Source organism: Serratia sp. SSNIH1, from assembly GCF_002935055.1.
In the GTDB taxonomy this organism is placed as follows: Bacteria; Pseudomonadota; Gammaproteobacteria; order Enterobacterales; family Enterobacteriaceae; genus Serratia; species Serratia nevei.
Genome location: NZ_CP026383.1, coordinates 474,611 through 490,726, shown reverse-complemented (window position 1 = coordinate 490,726; position 16,116 = coordinate 474,611). Strand labels below are relative to the sequence as shown.

Here is a 16,116-nt window from a genome sequence, read left to right as displayed (position 1 = left end):
TACGGAGCCGGTATGAATCCCCTCTTCGATGCCATTGTTTCTGCCCATCAGCAACTGCGCCCTCAGGTACGGGTCACGCCCCTGGAGCGCAGCGTGCTGCTTTCACAGCAGCTCGGCTGTGAGCTGTATCTGAAATGCGACCATCTGCAGCACACCGGCTCCTTTAAATTTCGCGGCGCCAGCAACAAGCTGCGATTGCTGGATAGCGAGCAACGCCGGCGCGGCGTGATCGCCGCCTCAACCGGCAATCACGGCCAGGCGGTCGCCCTGGCGGGGCAGCTGATGGGCGTTGGCGTCACGGTTTATGCGCCGGAGACGGCGGCGAGCATCAAGCTAGACACCATCCGCGCGCTGGGCGGCACCGTGGAACTGGTGCCGGGCGATGCACTGAACGCCGAACTGGCCGGGGAACAGGCCGCCCGCGAACAGGGAAAAACCTATATCTCGCCGTATAACGACGAGCAGGTGATCGCCGGCCAGGGCACCTGCGGCATGGAGCTGGTTGAACAGCTCACCGGTCTGGACGCCGTGTTCGTGGCGGTGGGTGGCGGTGGTTATATCGCCGGTATCGGCACCGTTTTGCGGCAATTGTCGCCGAACACGCAGCTTATCGCCTGCTGGCCTGAAAACGCCACCAGCATGTACAGCGCGCTGGAAGCGGGCCATATCTTCCCGGTGGAAGAGCAAGAAACGCTGTCCGACGGCACCGCCGGCGGCGTCGAACCGGGCGCCGTGACCTTTCCCCTGTGCCAGCAGCTGATCGACCGCAAAGTGCTGGTCAGCGAAGCAGAGATCAAACACGCGATGCGCCGGATCGCCGCCAGCGATCGGTGGATTATCGAAGGCGCGGCCGGCGTGGCGCTGGCGGCGGCGATCAGGCTGGCGCCGGAATTTCAGGGGAAAAAAGTGGCGGTGGTGCTGTGCGGTAAAAACATCGTGCTGGAGAAATACCTTAAGGCCGTCGCCGATGCACATCCTTAACCGGCAGCAAATCCTCGCCGCGTTCGACGCCGAGGCCATAACCGCGCTGCTGAAGCAGGGGTTTATCGCCTATTCGCAGCGGCGGGTGCAACAGCCGCCGGTGCAGCATTTCCTGTTCGAACAGGCCGCCGGCGATTGCTGCATCAAATCCGCCTGGCTGGAAGGCGACGAGCTGTTCGTGGTCAAGGTCTCCGCCGGTTTCTATCGCAACGCCGAACGCGGCCTGGCCAGCAATCAGGGGTTGGTGATGGCGTTCTCCGCCCAGACCGGCGAACCCCGGGCGCTGCTGCAGGATGAGGGCTGGCTGACCGCGCTGCGCACCGCACTGGCCGGCCGCATCGCCGCCGAGCTGTGCGCGCCGCCGCATATTCAGGCGATCGGCATGGTCGGCACCGGCCTGCAGGCACGGCTACAGCTGCAATGCCTGAAACCGGTGACCGATTGCCGCGAGGTGTGGGTGTGGGGCCGCAACGAACAGGCGCTGGCGGCGTATCGGCGCGATGCCGAGGCAGAAGGTTTTCGGGTGCTGACCACGCAGGACGCGGCGGAGCTGGCGGCGCACTGTCAGCTGATCGTGACCACCACGCCCAGCCGCGAACCGATCTTACAGGCGGCGGATATTCGGCCCGGCACACACATCACCGCCGTGGGCGCCGACGCGCCAGGCAAGCAGGAGCTGGCGACCGATCTGGTGGCCAAGGCGGACGCGCTGCTGGTCGATGCGCTGGTGCAATGTGCTGACTATGGCGAAATCGCGACGGCTTATCGGCAAACTAGGCTCACTTCAACGCCAATCATCGAAATGGGCGCCCTCTTGGCGCAGGGCGGGCGGTTGCGAAGCGAGCCGCAGCACATCACCATCGCCGATCTTACCGGGCTGGCGATTCAGGATCTGCAAATCGCCAAAGGGGTGTTGGCGGCAATATAAAGGGGCGCCGCAGCGCCCCATTTTATCAGCCGTTGAGCACGAACTTCTCGATGGCGCGCGCCACACCGTCTTCGGTATTGGCGCCGGTGACAAACTGCGCCACCGCTTTCAGCTCGGGAATCGCGTTGCCCATCGCCACTCCGACGCCGGCATACTCAATCATCGCCGTATCGTTGGCCTGATCCCCCAGCGTCATGATGTTTTCCCGCGCCACGCCGAGGTGCTCGGCCAGCATTCTCACCCCGGCGCCCTTATCGACGTTCTTGTGCAGAATCTCGAGGAAATAAGGCGCGCTTTTCAAAATGGTATAACGCTCGCGCGTTTCCGACGGGATGCGCGCGATAGCGCGGTCCAACAACTCCGGCTCGTCGATCATCATCACTTTAGGGAAACGCATCTGGCGATCCATCTCTTCCACGCTGCGGTATTTCAGCGGAATACCGGTCATTTCCGCCTCGTGTATGGTGTATTTGCCGATGTCTTTGTTCGGGGTATACAGGGTGTCGAAATCGAACGCCTGGTAGTGAACGCCGAGCTCGCGCGCCATCTGTTCGAAGTGCAGATAGTCCTCGAAGCCCAGCGTTTCCTGCAGGATGCAGGCGCCGTCGACCGCACGCAGCACCAGTGCGCCGTTATAGGTTATACAGAAATCGCCGGGGCCCTGAATGTCCAACTGGCGCAGATAGTCCTGCACGCCGACATAAGGCCGCCCGGTGGCCAGCACCACGTGCACCCCTTTGCGCCGCGCTGCCGCGATAGCCTGCTTTACCGCCGGCGTGATTTGGTGCTGCGGATCCAGCAACGTGCCGTCCATGTCGATCGCAATCAGTTCAATAGCCATTCAACGCTTCTCCCAGTGGTTTTTTCTCATGCTAACGCGTTTCAGCCTCGGCTGTCAGCGCCAAAAAAGGCGTAAAAAAATCCGCGCGGGTCGCCCGGCGCGGATTTTCACAGCCATTAACGCATCAGATATCGATGTTCGCCGCTTTCAGGGCGTTTTCTTCGATAAAGGCGCGGCGCGGTTCAACCGCATCGCCCATCAGCGTGGTGAACAGCTGATCGGCAGCGATGGCGTCCTTGACGGTCACACGCAGCATGCGGCGGCTTTCCGGATCCATGGTGGTTTCCCACAGCTGCTCCGGGTTCATCTCGCCCAGACCTTTATAACGCTGCACCGACAGGCCGCGGCGCGACTCTTTCACCAGCCACTCCAGCGCCTGCTCGAAGCTGTCTACCGGCTGACGACGTTCGCCACGCTCGATGAACGCACCCTCTTCGATCAGCCCGCGCAGCTTCTCGCCCAGCTGGCAGATCTTGCGGTATTCGCCGCCGTGAATGAAGTCGAAGTCCAGCTTATAGTCGGTATCCACGCCGTGGGTGCGGATGCGCAGCGCCGGCTCGAACATCTGGCGCTCACGGTTCTCGAAGATCACGAAGTCATAGCTGCTGCCGTGCTGCTCTTTGTCGTTCAGCGCCTGCACCAGCGAAGCGATCCAGGTTTTCACCTTGGCTTCATCGCTGAGATCGCCTTCGTTCAGCGTCGGCTGATAGATCAGGCTGTTCAGCAGCGCGCGCGGGTAGCGGCGCTCCATACGGCCGATCAGCTTCTGCACGCCGTAGTGTTCGGCCACCAGTTTTTCCAGCTGCTCGCCGCCGAGCGCCGGTGCGCTGGCATTGGTGTGCAGCGTAGCGCCGTCCATCGCGATGGCGATCTGGTACTGATCCATCGCCTCGTCATCTTTGATGTACTGCTCTTGCTTGCCTTTCTTCACCTTGTACAGCGGCGGCTGCGCGATGAACACGTGACCACGCTCGATGATTTCCGGCATCTGGCGGTAGAAGAAGGTCAACAGCAGCGTACGGATGTGCGAACCGTCGACGTCGGCATCGGTCATGATGATGATGCTGTGGTAACGCAGCTTATCCGGGCTGTACTCGTCGCGGCCAATGCCGCAACCCAGCGCGGTGATCAGCGTCGCCACTTCCTGCGAGGAGAGCATTTTGTCGAAACGCGCTTTCTCGACGTTGAGGATTTTCCCCTTCAGCGGCAAGATAGCCTGGTTCTTGCGGTTGCGCCCCTGCTTGGCAGAGCCGCCCGCGGAGTCCCCTTCCACCAGGTACAGTTCGGACAGCGCCGGATCGCGTTCCTGGCAGTCCGCCAGTTTGCCCGGCAGGCCGGCCAGATCCAGTGCGCCTTTGCGGCGGGTCATCTCACGCGCTTTACGCGCCGCTTCGCGCGCGCGCGCCGCGTCGATGATTTTGCCGACCACGATTTTCGCGTCGCCTGGATTTTCCATCAGGTAATCCACCAGCTTCTCGTTCATCAACGTTTCAACCGCGGTTTTCACCTCGGAAGAGACCAGCTTGTCCTTGGTCTGAGAAGAGAACTTCGGATCCGGCACCTTCACCGACACCACGGCGATTAAGCCTTCACGCGCATCATCGCCGGTGGCGCTGACCTTGGCCTTCTTGCTGTAGCCTTCCTTTTCCATGTAGCTGTTCAACGTACGGGTCATCGCGGTACGGAAACCGACCAGGTGCGTGCCGCCGTCGCGCTGCGGAATGTTGTTGGTGAAGCAGTAGATGTTTTCCTGGAAACCGTCGTTCCACTGCAGCGCCACTTCCACGCCGATATCGTCTTTCACTGTAGAGAAGTAGAACACGTTCGGGTGGATCGGGGTTTTGTTCTTGTTCAGGTACTCGACAAACGCCTTGATGCCGCCTTCGTAGTGGAAGTGGTCTTCACGGTCGGTGCGCTTGTCCTGCAGGCGGATAGACACGCCGGAGTTGAGGAAGGACAGCTCGCGCAGACGCTTGGCCAGAATGTCGTATTCGAATTCGGTCACATTGGTGAAGGTCTGGTGGCTCGGCCAGAAACGCACCATGGTGCCGGTCTGTTCGGTTTCGCCCACCACATTCAGCGGCGCCTGCGGCTCACCGTGGCTGTAAGTTTGTTCGTGTACTTTGCCTTCGCGGCGGATCACCAGCTCCAGTTTCTCAGACAGGGCGTTAACCACCGAGACGCCCACGCCGTGCAGGCCGCCGGAAACTTTATAGGAGTTGTCGTCGAATTTACCGCCGGCGTGCAGCACGGTCATGATGACCTCTGCGGCTGAAACCCCTTCTTCAGGGTGAATGCCGGTCGGAATGCCGCGGCCGTCATCCTGTACCGATACCGAGTTGTCGGCATGGATGGTGACCTGAATGTCACTACAGTGGCCCGCGAGCGCTTCGTCGATAGCGTTGTCCACAACCTCGAATACCATGTGGTGCAGACCGGTGCCGTCATCGGTATCGCCGATATACATGCCCGGGCGCTTGCGCACCGCATCCAGCCCTTTTAATACCTTGATACTTGAGGAGTCATAAGAATTCGACATCAACGTTTCTCGCTCATTTTAGTCCTGTGGTTGAACCTCTATTTTACCCTGTTCCACGCGGAACATCTTGCCCTTTTCACCGGCCATGTCGGTCACTTGTTCAGCGCTGACCGCGCTGACAAAAACCTGGGCCTGGGTGGCTTTCAGGCGATCGGCCAGCAACCGGCGACGGCCGGTGTCCAGCTCGGAGGCAAAATCATCAATCAGATACAGGCAACGCCGCCCGCTCTGCCGGGTGAGAAACTCACCCTGCGCCAAGCGCAACGCGCACATCAGCAGCTTAAGCTGACCGCGCGATAACAAATCCTCTACCGGCGTGCCGTCGGCACGAATGCGGAAGTCCGCTTTGTGCGGCCCCACCGCGGTATAGGTCAACGCCCTGTCGCGCTCGAACTGGCGCTCCAGCAGCTCGCCGTAGTCGCTCTCTTTGTCCCAGCCGCGCTGGAAGGAGAAGCTCAGGGCGAATTCAGGCAGAAACTGCGCGCAGGTCGCGGTGATATCCGCGGCGATCGCGTCGCTGTATTCCGCCCGCCATTCGCTGATGCGCTCCGCGAGCGGGATCAGTTCCTGATCCCAGGCGCGGATCTGCGCATAGCGACTCACCTGGCGCAGCGCGGCATTGCGCTGCTTCAGTAACCGTTTCAGGTTGCTCCAGGCGGTGAAAAAACCGGGTTCGTTATGAAAACAGCCCCAGTCCAGGAAGGCGCGCCGGAATTTCGGCCCGCCGTTCAGCAGGGTAAAACCTTCGGGAGTGATCAGCTGCATGGGCAGCAGCTGCGCCAGCTCGGCCACCTTGTGGCCGTCGCTGCCATCGATGCGTACTTTGCTGTCACCCTGACGGCTCTTGCTCAATCCTACCGACAGCTCGCGCTCCGTACCTTCTATGCGGCCGTGCAGCACGAACTCCGGCTGGTCGTGGCGGATCACCCGACCGGCCTGCAGGCTGCGAAAGGCGCGGCCGTGCCCGAGGGTATACACCGCTTCCAGCACGCTGGTCTTGCCGCTGCCGTTGGCGCCGACCAGGAAGTTGAATCCCGGCGCCAGTGCCAAATCCGCCGCCTCGATATTGCGGAAATCTTTAATCAATAAACGCGTTAATGCCATGCCAACTCTATCACCGGGAAACTGCGCTCACTGTAAGGGCGTTATCGGCGCAGGCAGTTTACGAGCGGACAGCGCACAGCAACCGGAGCGTACACAGAGTACGTGAGGATTGCGAGCACTGCCCAATCGTAAAATGGCAAGCAAGATAGCCCGGATATCGATCACAACCGCATTGGCATGACAACGTAGGCCGCCGCCTGGCTGGCGCCGTCTTCGATTTGCACGCTGGAGACCGAGTCGGTCAACAGCAGGCGCACGTCTTCACACTTGAGCGCGTTCAGCACGTCCAGCACGTAGCTGACGTTGAAGCCGATCTCCATCTCCGCGCCGTCGTAGCTGACGTCGAGGATCTCTTCCGCCTCTTCCTGCTCCGGGTTGTTGGCGGTGATCTTCAGCTGGTTCTGGCTGACGTACAGCCGCACGCCGCGGAATTTCTCGTTCGAGAGAATGGCCGCACGCGCAAACGCCTGCTTGAGCAGATCGCAGCCGGCTTCCAGCGTTTTATCCGGGTTCTTCGGCAAGACGCGGCGATAGTCCGGGAAACGACCGTCAACCAGCTTGGAGGTGAAGATGAAATCGCCGACGTGGGCGCGGATGTTGTTGCTGCCGATCTGCAACTGCAGCAGCGAATCGCCGCCGTCCAGCAGACGCACCAGCTCCATCACGCCTTTACGCGGCACGATCACCGAATGCGACGGCAGCTGTTGGCCGATCGGCATCGAGCACACCGCCAGGCGGTGGCCGTCGGTCGCGACGGTGCGCAGCTCTTCGCCTTCGGTTTCAAACAGCATGCCGTTCAGGTAATAACGCACGTCCTGATGGGCCATCGAGAACTGGGTGGCTTCAATCAGGCGTTTTAGCGTCGCCTGCGGCAAGGTGAACTCCACCTCGCTTTGCCAGTCGTCCAGGTTCGGGAAGTCCGCCGCAGGCAGCGTGGACAGCGAGAAACGGCTGCGGCCGGACCGCACCAGCATGCGCTCGCTCTCCAGCGTGACGGCGATCTCCGCCCCTTCCGGTAGGCCACGGCAGATATCAAAGAATTTACGCGCGGGCACGGTGGTCGCGCCCGGCTCGTGCGGTTGGGACAGGGCGACGCGCGCCACCATCTCCATCTCCAGATCGGTGCCGGTCAGCAGCAGGCAGCCTTCCGTCACCTGCAGCAGCAGGTTGCCCAGGATCGGCAAGGTCGGGCGGCCGCCCAGCGGGCTGCTCACCTGTTGCAGCGGTTTTAGCAGATGCTCACGTTCAACGATAAATTTCATAGCGCTATGAAGATAATGTTCTGATTAAATTGGAGAAATCTTCTTTGATGTCGTGACTTTCCTCACGCAGCTGCTCAATCTTCCGGCAGGCGTGCAACACCGTGGTATGGTCGCGGCCACCAAACGCATCGCCGATTTCCGGCAGGCTGTGGTTGGTGAGTTCCTTCGCCAGCGCCATCGCCATCTGGCGCGGGCGGGCAACGGATCGCGAACGCCGCTTGGACAGCAAATCCGCGACTTTAATCTTGTAATACTCCGCCACCGTCTTTTGAATATTGTCGATGGTGACCAGCTTTTCCTGCAGTGCCAGCAGATCGCGCAGCGCTTCGCGCACGAAATCGATGGTGATGGCCCGGCCGGTAAAGTTGGCGTTGGCGATCACGCGGTTCAGCGCCCCTTCGAGCTCACGCACGTTGGAACGCAGGCGCTTGGCGATGAAGAACGCCACTTCGCCCGGCAGGCGAATGTCGTTCTCGTCGGCCTTTTTCATCAGGATCGCCACGCGGGTTTCCAGCTCCGGCGGCTCGATCGCCACCGTCAGCCCCCAGCCGAAGCGGGACTTCAAACGATCTTCCACCCCGTTGATCTCTTTAGGGTAGCGATCCGAGGTCAGGATGATCTGCTGATTGCCTTCCAACAGGGCGTTAAAGGTATGGAAGAACTCTTCCTGCGAACGCTCTTTGTTGGCGAAGAATTGGATGTCATCGATCAGCAAGGCGTCGACCGAACGGTAGTAGCGCTTAAACTCTTCGATGGCATTGTTCTGCAACGCTTTGACCATGTCCTGCACGAAGCGTTCCGAGTGCATGTAGACCACTTTGGCGTTGGCCTTGCGCGCCATGATGCCGTTGCCGACCGCGTGCAGCAGGTGAGTTTTACCCAGGCCGGTACCGCCATACAGGAACAAAGGGTTGTAGGCACCGCCCGGATTGTCCGCTACCTGGCGAGCCGCCGCGCGCGCCAATTGGTTGGACTTACCCTCGACGAAGTTGTCGAAGGTGTGTTTAGGGTTGACGTTGGAACGGTAAGAGAGCTCGGGTTGCGCCGCCGCGTTGTCCCAGCTCGGGCGCAAAGGCGCGGCCGTGCGCGCCGCCGGGGCCGCAGGGGCGCTGCTGACGCTGGCGGCCACGGTCTGGCTGATCACCTGCGTGATCGGCTTGCTGCCGACTTCAAAACGCAGCAAAGGCGCATCCGTGCCGCAGAAATCATTCAGCAGACCATTGATGTTGTTTAAGTACTTATCGCGAACCCAATCCAGCACAAAGCGGTTAGGCGCATACAGCGCCAAGGTATTGTCACTCAGTTCCGCCTGCAATGGGCGTATCCACATACTAAATTCTGTGGCAGGTAACTCATCCTGCAATCGGGCAAGACACTGCTGCCAAAGCGAAAGTGACACGGCGGACTCCACTCGAACAAGATCAATAAAGAAAAGAAACGGGCAACTTTTTTATAACTCATGATTTTTGACACATACCCGGCATCGGCTGTTTGCCTGTGGGGGATGCGAACCGCCTTTCACGGTTTGTGTCCCTCACGATCCCGGCATGAGGGATCGCGATCGGAATGACGGATCATAGCGCAATCCGAGCAAGAGATCCTCCCCTTCCTCACAGATTAGATCCATTTTATCCACAGGCCGCGGCCGGCGGCGATCTTTTCACCGCCGGCGCCGGATGACCACGCAGATCCCGGTCGCTGCGCCGCGTTTTTTACATTGTCAACCGGTTATACCCTGTTATCCACGCCGGATCCTTCGATCGCGCGCAAAGGATCTCACGGGGATCCTTGCGATTTCACCCCGAGTCCGTATAATCTTCGCCCTACGTGTGATACCTGGTTCCTTATGGTGCGTCATTAGCCAGACAGGATTCTGCGGTGACCACGGGCCAAGACCGGATTTTGTTCCGTTATTGGCAGACAACCAGGTAGGCTGGCGCGATGCGAATTGACTCAGGACTGTACAATTATTACAATCCCGCTTCTTTATGTATTGCGATTGAGGCGTCGGTCATCTTCACGCCGAGTAGCCAAACGCGTTTACTGATCAGTAATTATTTTAAGTTTAGGTAGAAATCGCTATGAAACGCACTTTCCAACCGTCCGTATTGAAGCGCAACCGTAGCCACGGTTTCCGTGCTCGTATGGCCACCAAAAATGGTCGTCAAGTTCTGGCCCGCCGTCGTGCGAAAGGCCGTGCTCGTCTGACTGTTTCTAAGTAATAAAGCTAACCCGCTGAGTGGTTAAGCTCGCTTTTCCCAGGGAGTTACGTTTGTTAACTCCCACTCATTTCACTTTCGTCTTCCAGCAGCCACAACGGGCTGGCACGCCGCAAATCACCATCCTCGGCCGCCTGAACCAGCTGGGGCATCCCCGCATCGGTCTTACCGTCGCCAAAAAACACGTCAAACGCGCGCACGAGCGTAATCGGATCAAACGCCTAACCCGCGAAAGCTTCCGCCTGCGCCAGCACGAATTACCGGCGATGGATTTTGTCGTGGTGGCCAAAAAGGGGATAGCGGATTTGGATAACCGCGCGCTGACGGAAGCTTTGGATAAATTATGGCGTCGCCACTGTCGCCAGGCTCCCGCATCCTGATCGGGCTGGTGCGGGCCTATCAGCTCGTCATCAGTCCGCTGCTAGGGCCTCGTTGTCGCTTCCAGCCGACATGCTCTCATTACGCAATTGAGGCATTAAGCAGGTTTGGCATGATAAAAGGCAGTTGGTTAGCATTGAAACGCGTATTAAAATGCCACCCTTTGAACCCAGGTGGCGATGATCCGGTGCCGCCAAAAACCGACGATAACAGAGAACACTAACGATGGATTCGCAACGCAATCTTCTCCTCATCGCTCTGCTGTTCGTGTCTTTCATGATCTGGCAGGCATGGCAAACGGACAACGCTCCGCAGCCGGCCGCACAGACCACGCAACAGACTTCGAACGCAGTAGCCGGTGATGCCGCCAGCCAGGCCGTGCCAGCCAGTGGTCAGGGTAAGCTGATTACCGTGAACACCGACGTGCTGTCACTGACCATCAACACCCGTGGTGGCGATATCGAGCAGGCTAAACTGTTGGCCTACCCGGATACTCTGGGTTCATCGACTCCGTTCCAACTGCTGGAAACCACTCCGTCGTTCGTCTATCAGGCGCAAAGCGGCCTGACCGGTAAAAACGGCCCGGACAACCCGGCCAACGGCGAACGCCCGCTGTATCAGGCGGCACAGGACAGCTACACCCTGCCGGAAGGCCAGGACGAGCTGCGCATCCCGCTGACCTACACCGATAAAGACGGCGCGGTCTACACCAAGACTTTCGTGCTCAAACGCAACCACTATGCGGTCGGCGTGGATTACAGCATCGACAACAAAGGCGCGGCACCGCTGGAGCTGACCCTGTTCGGCCAGCTGAAGCAGACCACCGAATTGCCTAAGCACCGCGACACCGGCAGCAGCAACTTCGCGCTGCACACCTTCCGCGGCGCGGCGTACTCGTCCAGCGATGACAAGTACCAGAAATACGCGTTCGACAAAGACGAAAACCTGAGCGTCACCACCAAAGACGGTTGGGTCGCCATGCTGCAACAGTACTTCGCCACCGCGTGGGTACCGGCGACCAAGGGTGACAACACCTTCTACACCGCCAAACCGGGCGACAACCTGTCCACCATCGGCTTCAAATCTACGCCGGTCGTGGTGCAGCCGGGCGCTCAGCAGCAGCTGAACGCGACCCTGTGGGTCGGTCCGGAGCTGCAGGACCAGATGGCCCAGCTGGCGCCGCACCTGGACCTGACCGTGGATTACGGTTGGCTGTGGTTCATCTCCCAGCCGCTGTTCAAACTGCTGAAGTTCATCCACGGCTTTATCGGTAACTGGGGCTTCTCCATCATCATCATCACCTTCATCGTGCGCGGCATCATGTACCCGCTGACCAAGGCGCAGTACACCTCGATGGCGAAAATGCGCATGCTGCAGCCGAAGCTGCAGGCGATGCGCGAGCGCATCGGCGATGACAAACAGCGCATGAGCCAAGAGATGATGGCGCTGTACAAGGCGGAGAAAGTGAACCCGCTCGGCGGCTGCCTGCCGCTGATCATTCAGATGCCGATCTTCCTGGCGCTGTACTACATGCTGATGGGTTCGGTCGAGCTGCGCCACGCGCCGTTCGCCCTGTGGATCCATGACCTGTCGGCGCAAGACCCGTACTACATCCTGCCAATCCTGATGGGCGTGACGATGTTCTTCATTCAGAAGATGTCACCGACCACCGTGACTGACCCGATGCAGCAGAAAATCATGACCTTCATGCCGGTGATCTTCACAGTGTTCTTCCTGTGGTTCCCGTCCGGTCTGGTGCTGTACTACATCGTCAGTAACCTGGTGACCATCCTGCAGCAGCAGCTGATTTACCGTGGTCTGGAAAAACGCGGTCTGCACAGCCGCGACAAGAAAAAAAGCTAAGCGTATTGTAGGGGTTCGGCGCGCCGACCCTTGCAGTCACACCAAAGGCGGTCATTAGACCGCCTTTTTGCATCTTAATCGTCAGAGAGAACCGTTATGAGCACCACCGATACCATCGTAGCCCAAGCCACCCCGCCGGGACGCGGCGGCGTCGGCATTCTACGCATTTCCGGAAGCCAGGCCAAAGACGTCGCCCAGGCGTTGCTCGGCAAGCTGCCGAAGCCGCGCTACGCTGACTATCTGCCGTTCCGCGACGCCACGGGCGCCACCCTCGATCAGGGCATCGCGCTGTGGTTCCCGGGGCCGAACTCCTTTACCGGCGAAGACGTGCTGGAACTGCAGGGCCACGGCGGGCCGGTGATCCTCGATCTGTTGCTCAAGCGCGTGCTGGCCCTGCCCGACGTGCGCATCGCACGGCCCGGCGAGTTCTCCGAACGCGCGTTCCTCAACGACAAACTCGATTTGGCGCAGGCCGAAGCGATTGCCGATCTGATCGACGCCAGCTCCGAGCAGGCGGCGCGTTCGGCGATGAACTCGCTGCAGGGCGCCTTCTCTACCCGCATCCACCAGCTCGTGGAAGCGCTCACTCACCTGCGAATCTACGTGGAAGCGGCGATCGACTTCCCGGACGAGGAAATCGACTTCCTGTCCGACGGTAAAATCGAGGCGCAGCTCAACGACGTGATGGCGGATCTGGACAGCGTGCGCGGCGAAGCGCGCCAGGGCAGCCTGCTGCGCGAAGGGATGAAGGTGGTGATCGCCGGGCGCCCCAACGCCGGTAAATCCAGCCTGCTCAATGCGTTGGCCGGGCGTGAAGCGGCGATCGTCACCGATATCGCCGGCACCACCCGCGACGTCCTGCGCGAACATATCCATATCGACGGCATGCCGCTGCACATCATCGACACCGCCGGCCTGCGCGACGCCAGCGACGAAGTTGAGCGTATCGGCATCGAACGTGCGTGGAACGAGATCGAACAAGCCGACAGAGTGCTGTTTATGGTGGACGGCACCACCACCGCTGCCACCGAGCCGGCGGAGATCTGGCCGGAGTTTATGGCGCGCCTGCCGGGCACGCTGCCGATCACCGTGGTGCGCAACAAGGCCGACATCACCGGCGAAACGCTGGGTCTGACGGAAGTGAACAACCACTCACTTATTCGCCTGTCGGCGCGCACCGGCGAAGGCGTCGATGTGCTGCGCGATCATCTGAAACAGAGCATGGGCTTCACCAGCAACATGGAAGGCGGTTTCCTGGCGCGCCGTCGCCACCTGCAGGCGCTGGAACTGGCGGCACAGCACCTGGTGCAAGGCAAAGAACAGTTAGTGAGCGCTTACGCGGGCGAGCTGTTGGCCGAGGAGCTGCGCCAGGCGCAGCTGGCCTTGAGTGAAATCACCGGCGAATTCACCTCCGACGACCTGCTGGGCCGCATCTTCTCCAGCTTCTGTATCGGTAAATAACGCCGCCAGACGCCTTCACGGCCGGGACAAGCCCTTGTTCCGGCCGTTTTTCTTTCCCGCGCTCTGCGCGCCGGCTCACAGAGCCGCTACCGCCCTCCACGCTATACTGAAAAGTCAGGAATCTCTCTCAGGAACGAGTCAACATGGCATTGACCCTCAAGGTACTGCTGGAAAACCGCCGCGCCGCCGGCGCCAACCCACTATTGCAGGCCAAGGCCGGGCTAAGCCTGCTGATTGAGGATGAGACGACGTCCATACTGTTCGATACCGGCCCCGACGACTGCTTTCTGCGCAATGCGGCGCTGATGGGCGTCGATCTCTCCCGTATTACCGCAACGGTGCTCTCCCACGGCCACTATGACCACTGCGGCGGCGTCGCCTGGCTGCCGGACAACAGCCGCATCATCTGTCACCCGCAGGTCGGCGATGAGCGCTATGCGGCGCTGAAGGTGCTGGGCCACACCCGCAAAATCAAAAAGCTCTCTTTGGATATCGACTACGCGCGCCATCGTATGCAATACAGCCGTAAACCGCTGGCGATCGGCGATCGCTTTATGTGGTCAGGCGAAATCGCGGTACCCGCACCGCGCGCCTACGGGGTGATCGCCGGGGAAAACGCGGCGGTGGATTACGTGATCGACGAAGGCGTGCTGATTTACAAATCGGATCGCGGTCTGGTGATCGTGACCGGCTGTGGGCACCGCGGGATCGTCAATATCGTGCGCCACTGCCAGAAAATAACCGGGATCGATCGGATCCACGCCTTGATCGGCGGTTTTCATCTGCGCTGCGCTTCCCCGCGCACGCTCTGGCACGTCCGCCGTTTTTTGCGGCAGCATCAGCCGGAAAAGATCATGGGCTGCCACTGTACCGGCACCTGGGGCCGGCTATGGCTGCCGGCAGGGATCTCGCCGGCCACCGGCGATAGCTGGATCCTGGAATAACGCCTGCGCCGCTCATCATTGAAATCGGCAACAAATCGGATAAAACGCATAGTGTTTTTTGATGATAAATCCTCAACTTAGTCTTAATCTAACACCCCTGCGTTCTTAGCGACCCTCTGTCATGGAGTGAACAATGGCGTGTCATTTTGCCCGCTGGACACCGGCCTCCGCTGTCCTAGATACCCAAAGACTCTCCGACGAAGTGATAGCCGCCACCCGCACCTTTTCCGTTAAACGCCGCACGCGCTTTCTGCAAGGGCGCATTCTGCTCGCCGAAATGATGTTCTACCTGTACGGTCTGCCGACGCTGCCCCCCATCGCCACCACGCCGACCGGCCGCCCCTGTTTCGCCGATCATCAGCTGCCCGATTTCAGCCTCGCTTACGCCAGCAACACCGTGGGCGTGCTGCTCAGCGACGAGGGCAAAGTGGGACTGGATATCGAAGTGATGCGGGCGCGCGGTACCCGGCAAAGCGCGCTGCAACACGCGCATCAGACGCCGGCGGAAAGTGCCTGGATCGGCGCGCAGGACGATCGGCTGGAGGCAGAAACTCAGCTGTGGAGCATCCGGCAAAGCGTGCTGAAAATTTCCGGCCTCGGCAACAGCGGCCAGGCTACGCTGCGTCTGCATCCCTTCTCCGGCCACCTGCGCTCCAGCGCCACGCCGGACGTTCAGGTGATGAGCGACGCCGACGAATACCTGAGCTGGGCCTGCGCCGGCAGCCCCGGCCTGGACCGCCTGCTGTGCTGGCGCTACGAAGAGCGCCGCGGCCTGCACAAAGACGGGGAAATCTCGCCGCGCAGCCCGGCGGCGTCCTCGCGCTTCGTTAAACTGACGGGCCTGAAGACGCCCGGTTAACGCAGCGCAAAGCGGATAACGCTGTCTTTACCGCACAAGTTGCTGGATTAAATTGTAAAGACAGCTAAATGTTGAGCAATCACCTATTCTCGACCCGCGCTTTAGCCTACTATTCGCCCATGTTGTACGCTGAATCTGCTCATTCGAAAGGGAGAATCACCATGTCAGACCAAGCCTTGAAAATCGTCACTCTGCTCGGTAGCCTGCGCAAAGGCTCCTACAACGCCATGGTGGCCCGCGCCCTGCCTGGGCTGGCCCCACAGGGCGTCACCATTGAAGCGCTACCCTCTATCCGCGATATCCCGCTGTACGACGCCGACATGCAACAGGGTGAAGGCTTCCCTGCCGCTGTCGAGGCGATCGCCGAACAGATCCGCCAGGCCGACGGCGTGATCATCGTCACCCCTGAATATAACTATTCCGTGCCCGGCGGGTTGAAGAACGCCATCGACTGGCTGTCTCGCTTGCCGAATCAGCCGCTGGCCGGCAAGCCGGTCGCCATTCAAACCAGCTCGATGGGGCCGATCGGCGGCGCGCGCTGCCAATATCATCTGCGCCAGATCCTGGTGTTCCTCGATGCGATGGTAATGAACAAACCTGAGTTTATGGGCGGCGTGATCCAGAGCAAGGTCGATGAACAGGCCGGTGAACTGAGCGATCAGGGAACGCTGGATTTCCTGACCGGCCAGCTGTCCGCGTTCAGCGATTTTATTCGCCGCGTGGAGTGACCGTCTCGC

Annotated in this window: 15 protein-coding genes; 10 read left to right on the top strand and 5 right to left on the bottom strand. The window is 60.2% G+C overall.

Annotation, left to right across the window (positions count from 1 at the left end; genetic code table 11):
* Positions 1-12: 12 nt before the first annotated feature.
* Both C3F38_RS02335 and C3F38_RS02330 read left to right on the top strand, forming a co-directional pair.
* The gene (locus C3F38_RS02335; protein WP_038876004.1) at positions 13-981 is read left to right on the top strand and encodes a threonine/serine dehydratase; all 969 of its coding nucleotides are present in this window, start codon (positions 13-15) and stop codon (positions 979-981) included.
* On the top strand, positions 968-1,909 hold the full coding sequence (locus C3F38_RS02330; RefSeq protein ID WP_055312801.1) for an ornithine cyclodeaminase family protein: 942 nt from the start codon (positions 968-970) through the stop codon (positions 1,907-1,909). The genes C3F38_RS02335 and C3F38_RS02330 overlap by 14 nt, the downstream gene beginning before the upstream one ends.
* Positions 1,910-1,934: 25 nt before the next feature.
* Here the strand turns inward: C3F38_RS02330 and yidA are convergent, their stop codons facing one another.
* The 5 genes from yidA to dnaA form a co-directional block, all read right to left on the bottom strand.
* Entirely contained in the window at positions 1,935-2,750 is an 816-nt protein-coding gene (gene yidA / locus C3F38_RS02325) for a sugar-phosphatase (protein ID WP_047729576.1), read from the bottom strand.
* 124 nt (positions 2,751-2,874) lie between these two features.
* Entirely contained in the window at positions 2,875-5,289 is a 2,415-nt protein-coding gene (gene gyrB / locus C3F38_RS02320; RefSeq protein WP_055316926.1) for a DNA topoisomerase (ATP-hydrolyzing) subunit B, read from the bottom strand.
* An 18-nt stretch (positions 5,290-5,307) separates the two neighbouring features.
* Complete coding sequence (gene recF / locus C3F38_RS02315) at positions 5,308-6,393, bottom strand: DNA replication/repair protein RecF (RefSeq protein WP_033636531.1); 1,086 nt, start codon at positions 6,391-6,393, stop codon at positions 5,308-5,310.
* Between the two features lie 161 nt (positions 6,394-6,554).
* Positions 6,555-7,655, bottom strand: a complete 1,101-nt coding sequence (gene dnaN / locus C3F38_RS02305; protein ID WP_047729577.1) for a DNA polymerase III subunit beta — start codon at positions 7,653-7,655, stop codon at positions 6,555-6,557.
* A 4-nt stretch (positions 7,656-7,659) separates the two neighbouring features.
* Entirely contained in the window at positions 7,660-9,054 is a 1,395-nt protein-coding gene (gene dnaA / locus C3F38_RS02300; protein ID WP_048232285.1) for a chromosomal replication initiator protein DnaA, read from the bottom strand.
* Positions 9,055-9,736: 682 nt separating this feature from the next.
* On the opposite strand from dnaA, the gene rpmH reads away from it, so the two are divergent.
* From rpmH to C3F38_RS02260, 8 genes are all read left to right on the top strand, one after another.
* A complete protein-coding gene (gene rpmH / locus C3F38_RS02295; protein WP_000831330.1) occupies positions 9,737-9,877 on the top strand; it encodes a 50S ribosomal protein L34 in 141 nt (46 codons plus the stop codon).
* A 17-nt stretch (positions 9,878-9,894) separates the two neighbouring features.
* A complete protein-coding gene (rnpA, locus tag C3F38_RS02290) occupies positions 9,895-10,254 on the top strand; it encodes a ribonuclease P protein component (protein WP_004933883.1) in 360 nt (119 codons plus the stop codon).
* Positions 10,218-10,475, top strand: a complete 258-nt coding sequence (yidD, locus tag C3F38_RS02285) for a membrane protein insertion efficiency factor YidD (protein ID WP_004933881.1) — start codon at positions 10,218-10,220, stop codon at positions 10,473-10,475. Before rnpA ends, yidD begins: the two co-directional genes overlap by 37 nt.
* A gap of 2 nt (positions 10,476-10,477) precedes the next feature.
* Positions 10,478-12,115, top strand: a complete 1,638-nt coding sequence (gene yidC / locus C3F38_RS02280; RefSeq protein WP_038876014.1) for a membrane protein insertase YidC — start codon at positions 10,478-10,480, stop codon at positions 12,113-12,115.
* Positions 12,116-12,211: 96 nt separating this feature from the next.
* On the top strand, positions 12,212-13,576 hold the full coding sequence (gene mnmE, locus C3F38_RS02275) for a tRNA uridine-5-carboxymethylaminomethyl(34) synthesis GTPase MnmE (RefSeq protein WP_038876016.1): 1,365 nt from the start codon (positions 12,212-12,214) through the stop codon (positions 13,574-13,576).
* 143 nt (positions 13,577-13,719) lie between these two features.
* On the top strand, positions 13,720-14,520 hold the full coding sequence (locus tag C3F38_RS02270) for an MBL fold metallo-hydrolase (RefSeq protein ID WP_048232282.1): 801 nt from the start codon (positions 13,720-13,722) through the stop codon (positions 14,518-14,520).
* A 133-nt stretch (positions 14,521-14,653) separates the two neighbouring features.
* Positions 14,654-15,379, top strand: a complete 726-nt coding sequence (locus C3F38_RS02265; RefSeq protein ID WP_038876020.1) for a 4'-phosphopantetheinyl transferase superfamily protein — start codon at positions 14,654-14,656, stop codon at positions 15,377-15,379.
* 161 nt (positions 15,380-15,540) lie between these two features.
* Positions 15,541-16,107 carry an NADPH-dependent FMN reductase gene (locus tag C3F38_RS02260; protein WP_025304752.1) on the top strand — a complete coding sequence of 189 codons (567 nt, stop codon included), beginning with the start codon at positions 15,541-15,543 and terminating at the stop codon, positions 16,105-16,107.
* Positions 16,108-16,116: the final 9 nt, after the last annotated feature.

Coding starts and splice junctions, on each gene's coding strand:
- C3F38_RS02335 (WP_038876004.1), top strand. CDS start 13: ATGAATCCCCTCTTCGATGCCATTGTTTCTGCCCATCAGCAACTGCGC.
- C3F38_RS02330 (WP_055312801.1), top strand. CDS start 968: ATGCACATCCTTAACCGGCAGCAAATCCTCGCCGCGTTCGACGCCGAG.
- yidA (WP_047729576.1), bottom strand. CDS start 2,750: ATGGCTATTGAACTGATTGCGATCGACATGGACGGCACGTTGCTGGAT.
- gyrB (WP_055316926.1), bottom strand. CDS start 5,289: ATGTCGAATTCTTATGACTCCTCAAGTATCAAGGTATTAAAAGGGCTG.
- recF (WP_033636531.1), bottom strand. CDS start 6,393: ATGGCATTAACGCGTTTATTGATTAAAGATTTCCGCAATATCGAGGCG.
- dnaN (WP_047729577.1), bottom strand. CDS start 7,655: ATGAAATTTATCGTTGAACGTGAGCATCTGCTAAAACCGCTGCAACAG.
- rpmH (WP_000831330.1), top strand. CDS start 9,737: ATGAAACGCACTTTCCAACCGTCCGTATTGAAGCGCAACCGTAGCCAC.
- yidD (WP_004933881.1), top strand. CDS start 10,218: ATGGCGTCGCCACTGTCGCCAGGCTCCCGCATCCTGATCGGGCTGGTG.
- yidC (WP_038876014.1), top strand. CDS start 10,478: ATGGATTCGCAACGCAATCTTCTCCTCATCGCTCTGCTGTTCGTGTCT.
- mnmE (WP_038876016.1), top strand. CDS start 12,212: ATGAGCACCACCGATACCATCGTAGCCCAAGCCACCCCGCCGGGACGC.
- C3F38_RS02270 (WP_048232282.1), top strand. CDS start 13,720: ATGGCATTGACCCTCAAGGTACTGCTGGAAAACCGCCGCGCCGCCGGC.
- C3F38_RS02265 (WP_038876020.1), top strand. CDS start 14,654: ATGGCGTGTCATTTTGCCCGCTGGACACCGGCCTCCGCTGTCCTAGAT.
- C3F38_RS02260 (WP_025304752.1), top strand. CDS start 15,541: ATGTCAGACCAAGCCTTGAAAATCGTCACTCTGCTCGGTAGCCTGCGC.